Source organism: Pseudomonas migulae NBRC 103157 (genome assembly GCF_002091715.1).
Classification (GTDB): domain Bacteria; phylum Pseudomonadota; class Gammaproteobacteria; order Pseudomonadales; family Pseudomonadaceae; genus Aquipseudomonas; species Aquipseudomonas migulae_A.
In genome coordinates this window covers 168,422-187,272 of record NZ_BDAG01000006.1, presented here as the reverse complement: position 1 = coordinate 187,272, position 18,851 = coordinate 168,422, and the positions used below count along the sequence as shown (strand labels likewise).

The 18,851-nt window shown below is 58.6% G+C and carries 21 protein-coding genes, 1 tRNA gene and 1 pseudogene; 19 read left to right on the top strand and 4 right to left on the bottom strand.

Annotated features, from left to right (window positions below; genetic code table 11):
- The first annotated feature begins 172 nt into the window (after window positions 1-172).
- The 8 genes from PMI01S_RS07335 to PMI01S_RS07300 all read left to right on the top strand — a co-directional run bounded on the left by PMI01S_RS07335 (window position 173) and on the right by PMI01S_RS07300 (window position 6,783).
- Window positions 173-703, top strand: a complete 531-nt coding sequence (locus PMI01S_RS07335) for a hypothetical protein (RefSeq protein WP_084318805.1) — start codon at window positions 173-175, stop codon at window positions 701-703.
- Between the two features lie 70 nt (window positions 704-773).
- Window positions 774-965, top strand: coding sequence for a PLDc N-terminal domain-containing protein (locus PMI01S_RS07330; RefSeq protein ID WP_033055745.1), 192 nt, complete (start codon window positions 774-776; stop codon window positions 963-965).
- A gap of 246 nt (window positions 966-1,211) precedes the next feature.
- The gene (speE, locus tag PMI01S_RS07325; protein ID WP_084318803.1) at window positions 1,212-2,087 is read left to right on the top strand and encodes a polyamine aminopropyltransferase; all 876 of its coding nucleotides are present in this window, start codon (window positions 1,212-1,214) and stop codon (window positions 2,085-2,087) included.
- A 215-nt stretch (window positions 2,088-2,302) separates the two neighbouring features.
- Complete coding sequence (locus PMI01S_RS07320; RefSeq protein ID WP_084318838.1) at window positions 2,303-2,536, top strand: hypothetical protein; 234 nt, start codon at window positions 2,303-2,305, stop codon at window positions 2,534-2,536.
- A gap of 218 nt (window positions 2,537-2,754) precedes the next feature.
- Window positions 2,755-3,096, top strand: coding sequence for a ribonuclease E inhibitor RraB (locus PMI01S_RS07315; RefSeq protein WP_017337348.1), 342 nt, complete (start codon window positions 2,755-2,757; stop codon window positions 3,094-3,096).
- A gap of 508 nt (window positions 3,097-3,604) precedes the next feature.
- Window positions 3,605-5,014 (top strand): circularly permuted type 2 ATP-grasp protein, encoded by a 1,410-nt coding sequence (locus PMI01S_RS07310; RefSeq protein WP_017337349.1) that lies wholly within the window; start codon window positions 3,605-3,607, stop codon window positions 5,012-5,014.
- A gap of 12 nt (window positions 5,015-5,026) precedes the next feature.
- Entirely contained in the window at window positions 5,027-5,977 is a 951-nt protein-coding gene (locus PMI01S_RS07305; RefSeq protein ID WP_047531601.1) for an alpha-E domain-containing protein, read from the top strand.
- Window positions 5,974-6,783: a transglutaminase family protein gene (locus tag PMI01S_RS07300; protein ID WP_084318801.1), complete on the top strand. Its 810-nt coding sequence runs from the start codon at window positions 5,974-5,976 to the stop codon at window positions 6,781-6,783. Before PMI01S_RS07305 ends, PMI01S_RS07300 begins: the two co-directional genes overlap by 4 nt.
- Window positions 6,784-6,901: 118 nt before the next feature.
- Here PMI01S_RS07300 and PMI01S_RS07295 read toward each other — a convergent pair whose 3' ends face one another.
- Window positions 6,902-7,723, bottom strand: coding sequence for a c-type cytochrome (locus PMI01S_RS07295; RefSeq protein ID WP_084318799.1), 822 nt, complete (start codon window positions 7,721-7,723; stop codon window positions 6,902-6,904).
- Window positions 7,724-8,316: 593 nt separating this feature from the next.
- Here PMI01S_RS07295 and PMI01S_RS07290 point away from each other — a divergent pair.
- The 3 genes from PMI01S_RS07290 (at window position 8,317) to PMI01S_RS07280 (ending at window position 12,526) form a co-directional block, all read left to right on the top strand.
- Complete coding sequence (locus PMI01S_RS07290) at window positions 8,317-9,522, top strand: acetyl-CoA C-acetyltransferase (RefSeq protein WP_084318836.1); 1,206 nt, start codon at window positions 8,317-8,319, stop codon at window positions 9,520-9,522.
- A 41-nt stretch (window positions 9,523-9,563) separates the two neighbouring features.
- Entirely contained in the window at window positions 9,564-11,708 is a 2,145-nt protein-coding gene (locus tag PMI01S_RS07285; RefSeq protein ID WP_084318797.1) for a 3-hydroxyacyl-CoA dehydrogenase NAD-binding domain-containing protein, read from the top strand.
- Between the two features lie 95 nt (window positions 11,709-11,803).
- Window positions 11,804-12,526 (top strand): amidotransferase, encoded by a 723-nt coding sequence (locus PMI01S_RS07280; protein WP_084318795.1) that lies wholly within the window; start codon window positions 11,804-11,806, stop codon window positions 12,524-12,526.
- Between the two features lie 60 nt (window positions 12,527-12,586).
- Here PMI01S_RS07280 and PMI01S_RS07275 read toward each other — a convergent pair whose 3' ends face one another.
- From PMI01S_RS07275 to PMI01S_RS07265, 3 genes are all read right to left on the bottom strand, one after another.
- Entirely contained in the window at window positions 12,587-13,558 is a 972-nt protein-coding gene (locus tag PMI01S_RS07275) for a magnesium and cobalt transport protein CorA (protein WP_084318793.1), read from the bottom strand.
- A 141-nt stretch (window positions 13,559-13,699) separates the two neighbouring features.
- On the bottom strand, window positions 13,700-14,422 hold the full coding sequence (locus PMI01S_RS07270; RefSeq protein WP_084318791.1) for a 1-acylglycerol-3-phosphate O-acyltransferase: 723 nt from the start codon (window positions 14,420-14,422) through the stop codon (window positions 13,700-13,702).
- Between the two features lie 213 nt (window positions 14,423-14,635).
- Window positions 14,636-15,325: a crotonase/enoyl-CoA hydratase family protein gene (locus PMI01S_RS07265; protein ID WP_084318789.1), complete on the bottom strand. Its 690-nt coding sequence runs from the start codon at window positions 15,323-15,325 to the stop codon at window positions 14,636-14,638.
- A gap of 310 nt (window positions 15,326-15,635) precedes the next feature.
- Here PMI01S_RS07265 and PMI01S_RS07260 point away from each other — a divergent pair.
- The 8 genes and pseudogenes from PMI01S_RS07260 to PMI01S_RS07225 all read left to right on the top strand — a co-directional run bounded on the left by PMI01S_RS07260 (window position 15,636) and on the right by PMI01S_RS07225 (window position 18,850).
- Window positions 15,636-15,725: transfer RNA gene (locus tag PMI01S_RS07260), tRNA-Ser, on the top strand.
- A 121-nt stretch (window positions 15,726-15,846) separates the two neighbouring features.
- Window positions 15,847-16,191: pseudogene (locus PMI01S_RS07255) on the top strand (6-aminohexanoate hydrolase); the annotation flags it as partial.
- Window positions 16,192-16,219: 28 nt separating this feature from the next.
- Window positions 16,220-16,540 carry a YbjQ family protein gene (locus PMI01S_RS07250; RefSeq protein ID WP_084318787.1) on the top strand — a complete coding sequence of 107 codons (321 nt, stop codon included), beginning with the start codon at window positions 16,220-16,222 and terminating at the stop codon, window positions 16,538-16,540.
- A gap of 178 nt (window positions 16,541-16,718) precedes the next feature.
- Window positions 16,719-16,907, top strand: coding sequence for a hypothetical protein (locus PMI01S_RS07245; RefSeq protein WP_084318785.1), 189 nt, complete (start codon window positions 16,719-16,721; stop codon window positions 16,905-16,907).
- 310 nt (window positions 16,908-17,217) lie between these two features.
- The gene (locus tag PMI01S_RS07240) at window positions 17,218-17,589 is read left to right on the top strand and encodes a hypothetical protein (RefSeq protein WP_008027331.1); all 372 of its coding nucleotides are present in this window, start codon (window positions 17,218-17,220) and stop codon (window positions 17,587-17,589) included.
- 191 nt (window positions 17,590-17,780) lie between these two features.
- Window positions 17,781-18,209, top strand: a complete 429-nt coding sequence (locus PMI01S_RS07235) for a glycine zipper domain-containing protein (protein ID WP_084318783.1) — start codon at window positions 17,781-17,783, stop codon at window positions 18,207-18,209.
- 128 nt (window positions 18,210-18,337) lie between these two features.
- Complete coding sequence (locus PMI01S_RS07230) at window positions 18,338-18,526, top strand: hypothetical protein (RefSeq protein WP_084318782.1); 189 nt, start codon at window positions 18,338-18,340, stop codon at window positions 18,524-18,526.
- 108 nt (window positions 18,527-18,634) lie between these two features.
- The gene (locus tag PMI01S_RS07225) at window positions 18,635-18,850 is read left to right on the top strand and encodes a hypothetical protein (protein ID WP_084318780.1); all 216 of its coding nucleotides are present in this window, start codon (window positions 18,635-18,637) and stop codon (window positions 18,848-18,850) included.
- Window position 18,851: the final 1 nt, after the last annotated feature.

Below are 18,851 nucleotides of genomic sequence, written 5' to 3'. Positions count from 1 at the left end.
CTTCTCTGATAGCGGAAACAGCATTGGCAAGGTGCCAGCATTGTGCCGCTACCCGAGGCGCCGGATTTTGATATGCGTCAACATTCCCGACTGCGTTCCGCGCAGGAATTGCGGGGCGTAATGCGCTATCCTTCGCGCCTTCAAAATTCCCTCGCTACAGGATTCCGCCCCCATGAAAGCCGCACTCGTCGAACTCATCAGCAAAATCAGCTCCGGGTGCATGAGCGAAGACGAAATCCTCAAAGTCGCTGACGAAGCGGCCCAGGCGTACGCTGATCCAGAGGCGTTTCTGGCGGCCAATCCGGACATCAACTATGACGACACTTTCCCGATTCCGCTCGGCGAGTGGGTCGTCGTCGGCAGCCTGCCGGAAACCGTGCTGTTCCAGGCCGACACCTACATGGACCTGTTCGCGCAGATCGTCGCGTCGTTCGGTCCGGGCGTGGATTTCAACATCAAACCCAAGCAACTGGCCAAGACCGAAGCCCTGACCGCGCTCAATCGCATCCAGGTACAGATGGGCAGCATGAACAAGGAAAACGGCGGTTACACGCTGATGAACTTCAGCCAGTTGCTGGACGACGAACTGCAAGTGGTGCTGGTCTACGGTAACGACGTCCCGCGTGTGCTTGAGTTGTGCGCCGAGGTCGGCATCGCGGCAGCGCCTTCCCTGGAAGCCCTGAAAGTGGCCATCCACGTTTGATGGAATAAAACGGAACCCGCGCGGGAGCCGGCTATCCTAAGAGTGCACATCACTCTTAGGGAGCGACACCATGGGTTCCACGTTCAACGGCCTGGTTGGCCTGATCATTCTTGCCCTGGACATCTGGGCAATCATCAACGTGCTGAAAAGTGGCGCCGACACCGGGATGAAAATCATCTGGGTCCTGCTGATCCTGCTGCTGCCGGTTTTGGGCCTGATCATCTGGGCCATCGCCGGGCCACGGGGTAATGTGCGAATCTGACCCGAAAACTACACAAAACCTGTAGGAGCTCGCTTGCCAGCGATGCAGACGACGCGGTCTGTCAAATACACCGCGGTGATCCGATCGCTGGCAAGCCAGCTCCTACAGTTATGTGGAGTCAGAAGGTTCGACCTGTCATCTTCCGCGACGTAGAATGCGCGCCTTTCCCGGGCAATCGAGCAGATCGATTGGCCATCATGGGCGGGTAACCGTCCGTTGCCACCCGCATTCATCGGAGCACTTCCCATGAGCAACACCCCTGCCAGCGAGTACCTGGAAACCCTCTACGAAGGCTACGGCCAGCGTTTTCGCATGGAAAAACTGCTGCACGAAGTGCGCACCGAACACCAGCACCTGGTGATTTTCGAGAACCCGCGCATGGGTCGTGTCATGGCGCTGGACGGCGTGATCCAGACGACCGAAGCCGACGAATTCATCTACCACGAAATGCTCACCCACGTGCCGATCCTGGCGCACGGTAGCGCCAAGCGCGTGTTGATCATCGGTGGCGGTGACGGCGGCATGCTGCGTGAAGTGGCCAAACACGGTGGCGTCGAGCACATCACCATGGTCGAGATCGACGGCACCGTGGTCGACATGTGCAAGGAATTCCTGCCGAACCACTCCAAGGGTGCGTTCGATGATCCGCGTCTGAACCTGGTGATCGATGACGGCATGCGCTTCGTCGCCACCACCACCGAAAAGTTCGACGTGATCATCTCCGACTCCACCGACCCGATCGGTCCGGGCGAAGTGCTGTTCTCGGAAAACTTCTACCAGGCCTGCCGTCGCTGCCTGAACGAGGGCGGTATCCTGGTGACCCAGAACGGCACGCCGTTCATGCAGATCGAAGAAGTCAAAACCACCGCCGGGCGCCTGCGCAGCCTGTTCCCGGACTGGCACTTCTATCAGGCGGCCGTGCCGACCTACATCGGCGGTTCGATGACATTTGCCTGGGGCGCGACCAATACCGCCTATCGCAAATTGACTCGCGAAACCCTGCAGCAGCGTTTCGCCGGCAGCGGCATCATCACCCGCTACTACAACCCGGAAATCCACATTGGCGCGTTTGCCTTGCCGCAATACGTGCTGCAAGCGATCAATAAGCCAAGCAACGACTAAACTGAAGAAGTACGCATAACCCTTGTAGGAGCTGGCTTGCTAGCGATTGGATTGACGCGGTGTATCAGACAAACCGCAGCGTCTGCATCGCTAGCAAGCCAGCTCCTACAGGGAGCGTGTTTTTCATGCTTGCCTGCGATCCTTTTGAACGATCAGTCCAGCCAAAAGTCCAGATAGTTGTAAACCCATTTGCGGGTTTGTTCGAGGAGGCACTGATGCAAAAGTGGAAGATCACTTTCGTGGATGATCACGGCGAAACAGTCGACGAAATCTTTGAGTGTGATGAGTGCCCGGATAACGAGCACGCCGCGAAACTGCTCAAGGAGCGTCTTTTTCCCGTCGCCGCCGAACTGGATCTGAACGATCTGGAGGGGCGCACTGCTGACGCTACCGTCAAGAACCTCAAGACCCAGAACAGCATACAAATCCTCGGCATTACTCCCGTCTGATACACCCTTTGGCACACTCTTGAAACACCAGGCCTTGGCAGGGGCGCTTACTTGAGGCTACTCTGCAAGCGAGATCAGCGATTGGATCGCTAAGGTCTGGTCTTGTCAGCTACATGCTTGTTTCCCGGCGGCAACGTGGTTGCTGCATTGCTCACACCATTCGGTTGCGGGCGTCGGGAGTACGGAAAGTCTATCCATCGGTTTGAGGAGGACGTTTCATGAGCACAGCCTATCAAGAAGACATCAGCAGCTCGGTACTGCGCCGCATGAAAGAAGGCGGTTTCGACTTTTCACGATTCCATCCGATCGAGTTCTACGCCATTTTCCCGGACGAGGAGCGGGCACGCAGGGCGGCAGGGCATTATTCCGGCGAATCCATGAATGCACAGATCAGCGTACGCGATGACGGCGCATGGGCCTTGGAACTGAGTAAAGTGATGTCCGCCACTTACGACGGCATCGGCGACTTTGAGCAGGACTTCGAGGCGGTGGTCGAGCCTTTGGGCGGCATCATCGAAGGCTGGGGCGTCAAGCAGGAGGTACGAGGGCTACTCGCATAACACTATGAACAGCGACAACATCCACTAACGGCTGACCTTCGGGTCGGCCGTTTTCGTTTGTGCGGAATTCAAGGCCCCCTCGCCAGCAATGGGGCCGTGTGGTTGCCGGTGATGTGTGCCATGCCCCAAAACCTGTAGGAGCCGGCGTGCTGGCGATGGCGTCCTCCCAATCTCCGCCAAGCCGGCGACCACACCACCGGGCACAAACCCCGAAACAAAAAAAAGCCGCCTGAGCAAGGCGGCTAAAAGGGAAGTTCGGTGAGCTTTTACAGCGAATGCACGGATTATCAGCAGCCACGGCCGGGCAGTGAAATCAACTCTGGCTATGCTGGTGATAGGCGAAAGCATTGCTTCGCAATGAAGCGGGGGCGATCAGGTTGGGGCATTTACCGCACAGGAATGGTGCGGTGTATGCGCGACGAATATCCAACCGATTGATATCAAAGCGTTTATGCCGATGGCACGGGCCTTGCGAAGGCCTGTATGTCCGGGTGACAAGGAGTACGGCATGATCCGCACCTATTTTGATGAAATGTACGATGCCGGCGGCCAGGTCCGCCCGCATTACCGGGAGTTTGCCCGTTGGCTGGCCGAGACGCCTGACGAGCTTCTGGCCCAACGGCGACGCGAGGCCGATCTGTTGTTTCATCGCGCCGGGATTACTTTCACGCTTTACGGGGACGAGCAGGGGACAGAGCGCCTGATTCCCTTCGACACCATTCCGCGCAGCATCCCCGCCAGCGAATGGCGGATTGTCGAACGTGGCTGTATCCAGCGGGTCAAGGCGTTGAACATGTTCCTCGCCGACCTCTATCACGAACAGCGCATCATCAAGGCCGGCATCATCCCGGCCGAGCAAGTGCTGGCCAACGAGCAATACCAGTTGGCGATGCAAGGCCTGGATCTGCACCGGGATATCTATTCGCACATCTCCGGCGTCGATCTGGTACGCGATGGCGACGGCACGTACTACGTGCTCGAAGACAACCTTCGTACACCGAGCGGCGTGAGCTACATGCTCGAAGACCGCAAGATGATGATGCGGCTGTTCCCCGAACTGTTCTCGGCCCAGCGCATCGCGCCGATCGACCATTATCCGAACCTGTTGCTCGACACCCTGAAAAGCTCCAGCCCGATCGATAACCCGAGCGTGGTGGTGCTGACGCCGGGGCGTTTCAACAGTGCGTTTTTCGAGCATGCATTCCTGGCGCGGGAAATGGGCGTTGAACTGGTGGAAGGCGCGGACCTCTTCGTGCGTGACGACAAGGTGTTCATGCGCACCACGGACGGGCCGAAAGCCGTCGATGTGATCTACCGTCGCCTCGACGATGCGTTCCTCGATCCGCTGGCGTTCAATCCGGATTCGATGCTCGGGGTGCCGGGGCTGTTGTCGTCCTACCGCTCGGGCAACGTGGTGCTGGCGAATGCCATCGGCACCGGGGTCGCGGACGACAAATCGGTGTATCCGTTTGTGACGGACATGATCCGTTTCTATCTGGATGAAGAGCCGATCCTGAAGAACGTGCCGACGTTCCAGTGCCGCAATCCTTCTGAGCTGTCCCATGTGCTGGCCAATCTTCCGGACCTGGTGGTCAAGGAAACCCAGGGCTCAGGCGGTTACGGAATGCTGGTGGGGCCGGCGGCGACGGCGGCGGAAATCGAGTCGTTCCGCGCCCGCATCAAGGCCAAGCCCCACGCGTACATCGCGCAACCGACGTTGTCCCTGTCGACCTGTCCGACCTTTGTCGAAAACGGCATCGCTCCACGCCACATCGACCTGCGTCCGTTTGTATTGTCTGGCCGCGAAACCCGGGTTGTACCTGGCGGTTTGACCCGTGTCGCCCTGCGTGAAGGCTCCCTGGTGGTGAACTCCTCGCAGGGCGGCGGAACCAAGGACACCTGGGTGGTCGAGGATTGAAGGAAGCCTGCCATGTTAAGTAGAACTGCCTCGGATTTGTATTGGATGTCGCGTTACCTGGAGCGGGCGGAAAACCTCGCACGGATGCTCGACATCAGTTATTCGCTGTCGCTGATGCCGCAGGATGGTCGCGGTGACGGTCTGCATGAACTCGCGATGCCCCTGTTGATCACCGGCACCCTGGACGACTACCTGGAACGCCACGGCGAGCTGCATGCCGAACGGCTGTTGCATTTTTTCGCTCTCGACGCGGCCAACCCGGCGAGCATCTACAGCTGCCTCGGCGCTGCGCGAGCCAGCGCCCATGCAGTGCGTGGGCGAATCACCGCCGACATGTGGGAAAACATCAACGCCACCTGGCTGGAAATTCGCGGGATCGCCGAGCAAGGTTTGAGTCGCTACGGCATGAGCCGTTTTTGCGAGTGGATCAAGGAACGTTCGCACCTGTTTCGCGGCGCGTCCTACGGCACCATCATGCGTAACGATGCGTTCCGTTTCATTCGGCTGGGCACGTTTATCGAACGGGCTGACAACACCTTGCGCCTGCTCGATGCCCGCTACGAAATGGCCGGCGATCAGGCCGAAGCGGTCAGCGATGGCACAGCGCATGCCTATTACCAGTGGAGTGCTTTATTGAGGGCGTTGTCTTCGTTCGAGGCCTACACCGAAATCTACCGTGATGCGCCCGGTGCCCGGCATGTGGCCGAACTGCTGCTGTTGCGTGCTGATGTGCCACGTTCGCTACGGGCCTGCACCGAAGAAATCGACCAGATCCTCGCTCAACTGCCCGGCGCCAACGGCCGTCCCGCGCAACGCCTCGCCGCTGAAATGGACGCGCGCCTGCGCTACACCGGCATCAACGAAATCCTCGACGAAGGCCTGCATGCCTGGCTGACCGAGTTCATCCCGCTGGTGCGCCAGTTGGGTAACGCCATACACAGTTCCTACCTGGAGGCTGCATGAGACTTTCCATTAGCCACGAGACCACCTATCACTACGAAGATCAGGTGCGGGCGAGCATCCAGTACCTGCGACTGACCCCTCACGACAGCGAGCGCCAGCACGTGCTCAGCTGGCAACTCGACCTGCCGCGCCCGGTACGCGCGCAACTCGATCCATTCGGCAACATCCTGCATGTGCTGACCATGGACGAACCGCACGAAGCAATCATCATCGGCGCCCGTGGTCAGGTCGATATCGACGAACTGCGTGAAGCCGAGCACGAGAGCCAGTCGGCGCTGCCGTTTCTGCGTTTCACGCGCCTGACCGAAGCCGACGAAGCCTTGCGTGCGTTCGCCGAAAAGGAATGTAAAAAGCGTCGGGATCGCACATCGCTGATCGATTTGATGCATGGCCTTAACCAGCACATGACCTACACGCCGGGCTCCACCGAAGTGGACACCAGCGCGGCTCAGGCTTTCGCCGGGCGTTCGGGCGTGTGCCAGGACCACACGCACGCGTTCCTCGCCTGCGCCCGCAGCCTGGGCATTCCGTCGCGTTATGTGTCGGGCTATCTGTACAGCGAGAACTGCGAGCACCTGGCCAGTCACGCGTGGGCCGAAGCCTGGCTGGACGACGCGTGGTACAGCTTTGACGTGACCAATGAACTGGCGCGGCCGGAGCGCCATTTGAAGCTGGCGGTGGGCCTGGATTACCTGGATGCCTGCCCGGTGCGCGGGATGCGTCGCGGCGGCGGGTGTGAGCAGATGCATGCGAAGGTGTTTGTGTCGCCGACGCCGATGCCTGTGATCTCGGTCCAGCAGCAGTAATCAGGAACACCGCAACCCCTGTAGGAGCTGGCTTGCTAGCGATGGTGTGTCAGCGAAAACGATGTCGACTGACACTCCATCGCTAGCAAGCCAGCTCCTACAAGGGCAGGGAATAGCGTCAGGGTTTAACCTTGCGCCCCGCCATATGCTTCAAATACCCCACCAACAAGTCCAGATCGCCGTCGGGCAACACTTGCGCCGAAAACCCCGGCATCTTCGCCTGCGGCCACTGCCGCAAACTCTGCGGATCACGGATATAGCGCTTCAAAAAGTCCGCGCCAAAATACTCGGTCGGGTTAAACGGAATGTTCAGATCCGGCCCGAACTGCGCATCCCCGGCGCCATTGAGTCGATGACACGCCAGGCAGTTCTTTTGAAACAGCGTAAACCCCTGATTCACCGGATCGCTCGCCTTTAACGCCGGATCAGGCAGCAGGGCAGGGAAGCGCTCGGCCACCGGCGCCATGCGCTTGATGCTCGCCACTTCGAACGGCCATTGCTCGGGGCTGATGTTGCCCGCCTGCGGATCGGTCCAGACCAGATAAAAGGGACCTGCACTGTGCTTGCCCTCGGACAACGCTGGCCACGGTCTGGCCGGGTCTTCAATCGCCAGCCAGGCCCGCGCGCCCTTGGCATTGAGCAACGGCGCGGCCGCCAGTTCAGCAGCAAAACCATCCAGCGCCACGGCTTGCAGGTGATCGTCAGGCTTGATGCCGGTCAACAACGCCGCCAGGGGCACGGCGAGATAACTCATGTCCCGTTTATAGGAAACGTCGTTGCTGATCGTGATGGTCTGTAACTGAGGATGCTTGAGCAATTCCTCGGTCTGCCAGGTGCGACTGTTCGCGCCCAGCTCCAGGTTCAGCTGTGCGGCATAAAGGGGCGAGCCGAACAGCAAGGCCCCGAGCAGAATGAGCGTTTTCAAATGATCGCCGTCCATGTCGTGGAAGTGCCGCAAAGGGTGGCACACCCACGCTGGCCCGGGTAGCGAGCCAGTCACATTTTTGATGAGGCGATAAAAAAACCTTGGCGCCGTATTTTTAAAACCGACTAGCCGATCACCTTCGTCAGGTTCGGCAAAATCAACAACAGCGTAGTGGCGAAAAGAATGAGCCCGGCTTGACGTACTTTCGAATGTTTGAACATGGCTTGACCGCCTTTTTTGTTATTTCCTGATGCCTGCCTGCATATCTCCATGACGGCAGCGCGTTGCACTTCCTGTAGTGCGAGCGCCTCGGCAAAACCCGACGACAACTTCGCATATGTTCACCTTAGGGCCCGCGTCACTCGTGGTTTAGATCCATTTCGTATGGAGTGCGTGCTTATTGCTTTGAAAAAGGTATGAGGCCTATTGCCAGCTTCTTTGCCGCCCTTTTGCTAGACATGTCGGTGTCCTGAAACGGTTAATCCGGTAGCACACTACCGTCCGTCTGAGCGTGTCCGTCAACGTCCGTGAGCATTGCGGTCATTGAATCGGCGGTGGCTCGGCATAAGGTGAAGGCTCAGATTTTCACCGTCAGGTTCGAGGACGTCATGACCCAAGCTTTGATTTTCGACGCGTTACGCACGCCCCGTGGCAAAGGCAAGGCCGATGGCGCCTTGTACAGTGTCAAACCGGTGAACCTGGTGGCCGGGTTGCTCAAGGCGCTGCAGCAGCGCACTTCTCTGGACACCAGCCAGGTCGATGACGTGGTGCTGGGCTGCGTGACGCCGGTCGGCGATCAAGGCGCCGACATTGCCAAAACCGCGACACAAGTGGCCGATTGGGACGTCAGCGTGGCGGGTGTGCAGATCAACCGCTTCTGCGCGTCGGGGCTGGAGGCGGTGAACCTCGGGGCGATGAAAGTGCGTTCCGGCTTTGAGGAGCTGGTGGTGGTCGGTGGGGTCGAGTCGATGTCCCGGGTGCCGATGGGCAGCGACGGCGGCGCCTGGGCGCTGGACCCGGAAACCAATCTGCACAGCCATTTCACACCGCAAGGCGTGGGCGCCGACCTGATCGCCACCCTTGAAGGTTTCAGCCGTCAGGACGTCGATGCCTACGCGCAGCATTCCCAGCAAAAAGCCGCGCGGGCCCGGGCCGATGGCTCGTTCAGCAAATCGCTGGTGCCAGTACGGGACCAGAACGGCATCCTGCTGCTTGATCATGATGAATTCATCCGCGCCGACTCCACCCTCGAAGGCCTGGGCAAGCTCAAACCGAGCTTCGAGATGATGGGGCAAATGGGTTTCGACGCCACCGCGCTGCGGGTCTACAGCCATGTCGAGCGAATCAACCACGTGCACACACCGGGCAACAGTTCCGGGATCGTCGATGGTGCGGCGCTGATGTTGATCGGCTCCGAAGCCAAGGGCCGCGCGCTGGGCTTGCAGCCACGGGCGCGGATTGTTGCCACGGCGGTGACTAGCACCGACCCGACCATCATGCTCACCGGCCCGGCGCCGGCCACGCGCAAGGCGCTGGCCAAGGCCGGGCTGCGGGTCGAAGACATCGACCTGTTCGAGGTCAATGAGGCGTTCGCCTCGGTCGTGCTCAAATTCATCAAGGACATGTCCATCGATCCGGACAAGGTCAACGTCAACGGCGGCTCCATCGCCATGGGCCACCCGCTCGGCGCCACTGGCTGCGCAATCCTCGGCACGCTGCTCGATGAACTGGAAACCCGGCGCCTGCGCTATGGCCTGGCGACGCTGTGTGTCGGCGGCGGCATGGGCATTGCCACCATCATCGAACGCCTCTGAGCCCCCGATTTTTAGGAAACTGATTCTTAAGGTAAAGAGCCATGACCGAAGCCATTCGTTACGAAAAAGGGCAGGACCAGATCGTCGTCCTGACCATTGACATGCCGGGCCAGAGCGCCAACACCATGAATGCGGACTACCGCGAGGCCATGGCTGCCTGCGTTGCCCGTTTGGTTGCCGAAAAAGAAAGCATCGCCGGTGTCATCATCACCTCGGCCAAGAAAACCTTCTTCGCCGGCGGCGACCTCAATGAACTGATCAAGGTCGGCAAACCCGAAGCCAAAGCGTTCTATGACATGGTGCTGACGCTGAAGGGCCAATTACGCACCCTTGAGACCCTGGGTAAACCGGTGGTCGCCGCGATCAACGGCGCGGCGCTGGGCGGAGGCTGGGAAATCTGCCTGGCGTGCCATCACCGCGTGGCGTTGGACAATTCATCGGTGCAGCTCGGCTTGCCGGAAGTCACCCTCGGCCTGTTGCCGGGCGGCGGCGGGGTGGTGCGCATGGTGCGCATGCTCGGTCTGGAAAAAGCCTTGCCGTATCTGCTTGAAGGCAAGAAGGTCCGCCCGCAGCAAGCCTTGCAGGCGGGTCTGATCGATGAACTGGCAGCCAATAGCGATGAGCTCCTGGCCAAGGCTCGAGCCTGGATCATCGCCAATCCAGTGGCTGTACAGCGCTGGGACGTCAAGGGCTATCAGATACCGGGCGGTACGCCATCGAATCCAAAAGTTGCGCAGATGCTGGCGATAGCGCCGTCGATCCTGCGCACCAAAACCCAGGGCTGCCTGCCCGCGCCGGAGAAAATCCTGTGCGCCGCAGTTGAAGGTGCGCAAGTGGATTTCGATACCGCGCACCTGATCGAAACCCGTTACTTCACCGAACTGACCACCGGACAGATCTCGAAAAATCTGATCGGCACTTTCTGGTTCCAGCTCAACGAGATCAATGCGGGCGGCTCGCGACCTCAAGGGTTTGCACCTTATGTCACGCGTCGCGTGGGTGTCCTGGGCGCCGGGATGATGGGCGCCGGGATTGCTTTTGTCAGCGCATCGGCGGGCATCGAAGTGGTGCTCAAGGACATCAGCCTCGCGGCTGCGGAGAAAGGCAAGGCTCATTCGGCGGCGTTGCTGGACAAGAAAGTTGCCCGCGGCCAGTTGAGCGCCGAGCAGCGCGATGCAGTGCTGGCGCGAATTAAAACCACTGAAAAGGATGCCGATCTGGCCGGCTGCGATCTGATCATTGAAGCCGTTTTCGAAGACCGTGAACTCAAAGCCAAAGTCTCTTCCGCCGCACAACTCATCGTTGGCCCTGACGCGGTGATCGCTTCCAACACCTCGACCTTGCCAATCAGCGGTCTCGCCACCGCCGTACCGGATCAGAGCAAATTCATCGGCCTGCACTTCTTCAGCCCCGTGGAAAAAATGCCCTTGGTGGAAATCATCAAAGGTGCCCACACCAGCGACGAAACCCTGGCCCGCGGGTTCGATTTCGTACTGCAAATCAAGAAAACGCCGATTGTGGTCAACGACAGCCGCGGCTTCTTCACTTCTCGGGTGTTCGGCACCTTCACCAACGAAGGCATCGCCATGCTCGGCGAAGGCGTAAGCGCAGCGATGATCGAGACCGAAGCCCGCAAGGCCGGCATGCCGATCGGGCCTCTGGCGATCTCCGACGAAGTTTCCCTCAGCCTCATGAGCCATATCCGCCAGCAAACCGCCAAAGACCTGCAAGCGGAAGGGAAACCGTTGATTGAGCACCCGGCCTTTGCGGTGATTGACTTGCTGCTCAACGAATACAAGCGTCCGGGCAAAGCCGCGGGCGGTGGTTTCTACGAGTACCCGGCCGGTGGCCAGAAGCATTTGTGGCCGGAGCTGAAAACCCGCTTCGAAAAAGCTGATGGGCAGATTTCGCCGAAGGATGTGCGTGACCGCTTGCTGTTCGTACAAGCCATCGAAACGGTGCGCTGTGTGGAGGAGGGCGTGCTGACCTCGACGGCGGACGCCAACGTCGGGTCGATCTTCGGTATCGGTTTTGCGGCCTGGACCGGTGGCGCGCTGCAGTTCATCAACCAGTACGGCGTGAAGGATTTCGTTGCCCGCGCGCAATACCTTGCCGAACAGTACGGCGAACGGTTCGCACCACCGGCGCTGCTGTTGCAAAAAGCCGCCAAAGGGGAGGTGTTTTAAGGGACCGATGACGCACTCCGGGGCTTGCCTTGTCACCCTGTTTCGAGGCAGGCTCTGGGGTGTGCATTATTCCCATCACGTGTCAGGTATTTTTTATGTCGTTACGCATCTGCATTCTGGAAACCGACATCCTGCGTCCGGAACTGGTCGATCAATATCAGGGTTACGGGCAGATGTTCCAGCGTCTGTTTTCGCAGCAACCCATCGCGGCCGAGTTCTCCGTCTACAACGTGATGCAGGGCGAATACCCGAGCGATGATGAGGTTTTTGACGCTTATCTCGTCACGGGCAGCAAGGCCGACTCCTTCGGCACCGACCCATGGATCGAAACCCTCCGGGCTTACCTGCTGACCCGTTACGAACGCGGCGACAAACTGCTGGGCGTGTGCTTCGGCCATCAGTTACTGGCGTTGCTGCTGGGCGGCAAGAGCGAGCGCGCGACCCAGGGCTGGGGCGTCGGCACGCACAGCTACAAACTGGCGGCCAAGGCGCCATGGATGAGCCCGGTGCGCGAAGAGCTGACGTTGTTGATCAGTCACCAGGACCAGGTGACGTCGCTACCGGAAAACGCCACGGTTATCGCGTCCAGCGATTTCTGCCCGTTCGCCGCGTACCACATCAACGATCAGGTGCTGTGCTTCCAGGGGCATCCGGAGTTCATTCACGATTATTCGCGGGCGTTGCTGGATATTCGTCAGGAAGTGCTGGGCGAGCAGATTTATTCGAAAGGCATGGCGAGCCTTGAACATGAGCATCACGGCACTACCGTTGCGGAGTGGATGATGCGGTTTGTGGCGCATAAGCCAGAAACTGTTTAACGCTAAGAGCTTCGCGGGCAAGTCGGATCGCCCGCGAATTTCCAGACGCCCCGGTATCGGCTACAACCACCCCGACTTCTTGAAACTCGCCCACAAACCCACACACCCCACCGTGATAAAGCCCAACACCGCGAAATACCCGTAATGCCAGGTCAGCTCAGGCATGTCCTCGAAGTTCATCCCGTAGATTCCGGCCACCGCTGTCGGGAACGCCAGTATCGCCGCCCACGCCGCAAACTTGCGTTGCACCACGCTCTGTCTTGACGCCTCCAGCAACACCCCGACTTCAATCGTCTGGCTGGCGATATCCGCCAGGGTTGTCAGGTCTTCCAACTGCCGTGTCACATGAATCTGCACATCGCGAAAGTAAGGGCGCATGTTCTTGTCGATAAACGGAAAGCTCAGTTTCTGCAGTTCTTCACCGATCTCCACCATCGGCGCCGCATAACGACGCAAGCGCAGTACGTCTCGGCGCAGGCCATGAAGCTTTTGGATGTCATGTTCATTCAGTGCGCTGCACAGCACGTTACGTTCCAGCTCATCGATCTCTGCATGGATCGCTTCGCCCATCGGCTGGTAGTTTTCAATCACGAAGTCGAGGATGGCATAGAGTACGAAATCTTCCCCGTGCTCCAGCAACAGCGGACGCGCCTCACAACGCTGTCGGACAAGGGCGTAGGACGCCGAGTGGCCGTTGCGCGCAGTAATGATGTAGCCATTGCCGGCAAAGATATGAGTCTCGATGAATTCCAGTCGGCCTTCGTTTCGTATAGGCGAATACGTGACGATAAACAGAGCATCACCGAAGGTTTCCAGTTTCGGTCGACTGTGTTTTTCCAGGGCGTCTTCAATGGCCAGTTCGTGCAGGTTGAACTGGCGTTGCAGGTTGAACAGCTCCTGGGCATTCGGCTCTTCAAGGCCGATCCAGACAAAGTGGCCAGGTTTTGCAGCCCAGGCAGCGCCTTCGTCGAGGGTAATATTGGTGACTTTTTTACCGGCGCTATAAACCGCAGCAGCAACAACTCTACCCATGATTCAGCTTCACTTCTTATTTGCAGGTGGCAGGCAGTGTTCAGCTTAGCCTTGTCTGCTGCTTGAGAGTCAGTGAAATCTGCGGAGTTCGAAGACACAGGCTCGCAAGCAAAAGAAAACCCGCACAGGGCGGGTTTCGTTTCATGCGGCTTGCAGTTGCCGATCCATCGAGGCGATGCACTCGCGCATCTGCTCGCGGCACTGGGCGATCAGCAGGGGCATGTCGTCCAGGCTCAGTCCGGCGGTTGGAATGGCCGGCAGTGAACGGATCAGAATTTTCCCACTGCGCCAGCGGTTCAATCGCATGTGTTTGACGTAACTGCTCACACACACCGGGACGATCGGCACGCCGGCTGCGATCGCCATCTGGAACGCGCCTTTCTTGAACGGCAACAGTTCTTCGCCGAGGTTGCGCGTGCCTTCCGGGAATACCCAGATCGAGGTGTCCTCATGCTGCAAGGTGCGCGTCGTGGTCAGCATGGACTGGCGCGCCTTGTGTGCATTGCCACGGTCGATCAACACATTGCCGGCCAGCCAGAACAACTGGCCGAACAACGGCACCCACTTCAGGCTCTTCTTGCCGATGCACACGGTGCGGCGGGGCACCACGTTGCCGAACACAAACAGGTCATAGTTGGACTGGTGGTTGGCGATGATCACGCAGCTGTCAGGCTTGTTCATCAACGGACCGACTTCTGCCTTCACCCGCAAACGCAAAATACACATCGCCGGCCACGCATACAGACGTGCGCACAAACGGCTGTTGTCCGGATTGAACGGCCGACACAGGCCCAGGATCACCCCCAGCACACCGGCCAGGACAAAATGCAGGCCCATCAATAACATGCGAAACACGAACAGCATTTACAGGCCCCACCGGGACAAAAGGTGGCGCAGTGTACGGATGTGCACTGTTTTCGGCAATTGCCGCTATAGAGGTAGGAGATAGCCGATGTTTGAGCGCATGTTTCCGACTTGTTGGTCAGACGTGTTCTAGAGCAGTTGCAGGCTTTTCAACAGAGCCTATACGAAAAAGCCCGACACGACGGTCGGGCTTTCAGTGGCGCGCGTTTGGGCTTAACCCATGTGTTCCTGATCCAGGATGATCGCGTTATCCAGTGTTTCCAGCAGCGCCTTGCGCACTTTCAGCTTGGTGTTCTTGTGCGCAGTCATGTTGATCTTCTTCAGTTGACGAGCCGCCGCCAGGGCTGCGCCCTGCAACTCTTCGGCCGATACCACCACGTCAAGGAAGCCTGCATCCACGGCGCTCTGCGGATTGAACATCTCGCCATTGATCACCGACCGGTGGAATGCCGATTTGCGCAGACGATCACGCGCGAGCTCGATACCGGCATGGTGCATGGTCATGCCGATCTGCACTTCGTTCAGGCCAATGCTGAACGGGCCGTCGACACCGATGCGGTAATCCGCCGACAACAACAGGAACGCACCCTTGGCCACCGCGTGACCCGGGCATGCAACGATCACCGGAAACGGGTGCGACAGCAGGCGACGGGCCAGAGTCGAACCGGACGTCACCAGCGACACGGCTTCTTTGGGACCGGCAGTCATCACTTTCAAGTCATAACCGCCCGACAGAATCCCGGGCGTACCGGTAATGATCACCACTGCACGATCAGTCACCGCCTGATCCAGCGCAGCGTTAAACGCAGCAATCACGTCCGGGGAGATGGCATTGACCTTGCCGTTGCTCAAAGTCAGGGTCGCGATTCCGTCTTCGAGGTGGTAGGAAATCAACTCACTCATGACGCTATTCCTTGTATGAAAGTTGAGGCAGACGTTACCCACCGCCGCCGGCCAGGTAAAGCGCCGTGACTGACCCGCCAGTCACACTTTTCCCCTTCGGGCAAGCCCGACCCACCACACCCACCGTGTATTCCCTTCTATATAGAGGCGAGGGCGCGAAGCCGGAGATTGGCAGGTTTGCCATACTCCGAAACCCGCAGAACGTCTAAATCGCTAACCGCATGAAAATTCTGCAAAAAAAGTTTGCCATCAGAAAAGCTTTCGACTACATTAGCGCGCCTCGACAGACAGAACATGTTTGACGAGATACGGTGAAGTGTCCGAGTGGCTTAAGGAGCACGCCTGGAAAGTGTGTATACAAGAAATTGTATCGAGAGTTCGAATCTCTCCTTCACCGCCAAATTTGTAAAACACAAACCCCTGATTTTCCTAGAGAAAGTCGGGGGTTTGTGGTTTTTGGCGTCTGAAAAAGGGCGATATGGGAACGATATGGGAATGTGAACTGTTTTTTGGGTCGTTTGTTTGGCGAGATGCTGCGCAACGACGGTCGGTTCAATGGCCAACAGATCGTGCCCAAAACGGTGGTCGATGACATCCGTCGTGGCGGTAACAAGCAAGCCTTTGCCAAGGCCGGTTACGATTTGTTGAAAGGCTGGAGTTACCGGTCGATGTGGTGGGTGACGGACAAGACGGGCGGGGCGTTCATGGCGCGGGGCGTTCATGGGCAGCGCATCTATGTCGACCCAGCGGCCGAGGTGGTGATTGTTCGGTACGCTTCCCATCCCGTTGCCAGCAACTCGGCCAACGATCCCGTTACGTTGCCGGCGTTTGATGCGCTGGCTCTCTATTTATCCCGGTTGCCTTGAGTCCCAAGGCCCTGAAAAAGGAAATCCCATGATCACCACCACAACCCACGCCATCGAAGGTCGGCAAATCACGGCTTACCTGGACATCGTCAGCGCCGAGTCGGTACAGGGCGTCAACGTTATTCGGGACATGTTCGCCGGGATGCGCGACTTCTTCGGCGGGCGCTCTCAGACATTGGAGCGTGCGTTGAAGGAAGCGCGGATTCAGGCGACCGATGAGATCAAGGAACGGGCGCGTGCGATTCAGGCCGATGCTGTGGTGGGGCTTGATTATGAGATCAGCATGCCGGCCGGGAAGGGCGGGATGGTGGTGGTTTTCGTCACCGGGACAGCCGTTAAACTGAGGTGAGTCCGGTACGAATTGATGTGTTGGTTTGTAGGAAGCGAGGTGGGCCATTCGTCGGGCATCGGGAAATCTGAATTACAAGTCCGGTAGTGACCGACTAGTCTCAAAAGCTTGGTGGTCGATATGTTTCAGGCAAATAGGGCTTGCCGGTGTCGATCCCGCTTTTGAGAGGGGTGAAAAGATGACTGATCCGTATATCGAAGACGACGGTGCTGAATTTCCGATCAACAATTGCGTGCAGTGTGGCCAGACAGACTATGACTCGGGCTTTGGTGACGACAAGGTCAAGCTCGGCAAGATGAAGACGATGGTGCGCCAGGGACCGAAGGCTAAATTTTTACCCAAGGTAGCGGCTCCGGTCAGGAAGTAGCTGCCATGAATAGACCCCGTCATCGAGCGGGGTTTTTTATGCCTGAATGATTTTGCTGATGCCTGTTTTTTCGTCCGGTTTTTTCACAAAGTTTTCACAAGGTCTTACGTAGTCTCAACTCATCCGTTAGAAAGCAACACCTGGCCCGTCTCCCCAGCGGGCTTTTTTTTGCCTGTCATAAAACCTTTTCCATAAACGTTGTCCAACCGTCGCCAATGGTGAGGTTGGGGCTGTGTGTCTGGACTTTCTCGCCGCTAAAGCATTCAATCTCGACCCTTTTTGATTTCCCCCTATTTTTGAGGTTCTTGTCATGCGTTTAACACTGCCCGCTCTGGTTCTGGGGCTTTTGGTTGCTCAAGGTGCAATGGCTGCCGGCGACGGCACGGCCGCGCTGGGTGGCGGTCTGGGTGGCGCGCTGGGTAATGTGGTCGGCCAAAGCATGGGCGGCAGCACTGGCGCTGCGATTGGTGCCGGTGTCGCGGGCGCCGCCGGCAGCGCTGTTGGAGCACGCAAAGGCAGCCGCACCAAAGCGGCCATCGGCGGCGGCGTGGGTGCTGCGGGCGGCTCGATAATCGGCAACAGCCTGGGCGGCAAGACCGGTTCGACCATCGGCGCAGGCCTGGGCGGTGCGTTGGGCGGTGGCGTTGGCAGTAACCTGGGCAAGGGCCACAAGGGCCACTGATCCTGATCGATCCGCTCAAAAAGCCCGGCTTGATGCCGGGCTTTTTGTATCTGGCTGTTTCTTCTTCGCATCTAGCGCATCTTAAGCTGTCCAAACGTCATCGCTGAGCGGATTCAACGGGGACAGGTGCTAGACTCCGCCCCATCCGCAGCGCGTTCCTTTCCCCCGATGCGGAATTAGAGGTTCATATCATGCGTTTGACATTGTCCACGTTGTTTCTGGGACTTTTGGTCGCTCAAGGTGCGATGGCTGCCGGTGATGGCACCGCAGCTGTTGGCGGTGGTATTGGCGGTGCGCTGGGTGACGTGGTCGGCCGGCAAATGGGCGGCAGCTCAGGTGCAGCGATTGGCGCAGGTGTGGGTGGGGCGGCGGGCAGTGCGGTTGGCGCGCCTAAAGGCAGTCGCACCGAAGCGGCCATCGGTGGTGGTTTGGGCTCGGCGGGTGGCTCGGTGATTGGTAACAGCCTTGGCGGTTCGACCGGCTCTACCATTGGCGCAGGCCTGGGTGGTGCAGCGGGTGGCGCGGTGGGCAACAACCTGGGCACCGACAGCGGCAGTTCCCATTCCGGAAACGGGTACAAAAACAAACACAAGAATAAACACAGGAATAAACATCGCTGACCGATAGCGAATGACACTAGAAACCCGGCCTGGCGCCGGGTTTTTCGTTTTCGCGAGAAGTACTCCGGAACGTTTGGCCCTCAGATTGCCTCGAACTTCATACACACCTGAATATCGAGGGGTATGCCATGACACCTGAAACCGAAGGCAAGGAAGAAAAAGGTCCGAGCGGACTGCCGTTTATCAATGATCCGGGTAATGAAGATCCGGGGTCGCTGATGGATGATGCGACGGTGCCGCTCAACGATGCCGATGATGCGGGCGACGTCGGCCAGACAGAGTTTGAAGACGAGGATGACGACGAAGACGAGCAATGATCGGCCGCTGCGATCGGGGCGACCGATCGTCCCCGTGATCGAACTGCGTTCGTCACGCTGTCATCAAAATGTCAGGACCTGTTTTTCAGGCCCCTTGAGAGGTGCTTTATGAACGCTGACCCCAAAGACACCGACGACGATACCCCTGAGTATCCGCTGCCTTCGCCGACTGATCCCCTGAGTCGCGATCAGCGGCCGCCGGATGATGAGCCTGGTGTGGAACAGGTGCCTGACGGTGATGTAAAGCGCAGCGATACTGATGTTGAAGCGCTTCCTGATGATCCGGATATTGCGGGGAAGGAGGGTTCTGACGAGCCGAGTTGAT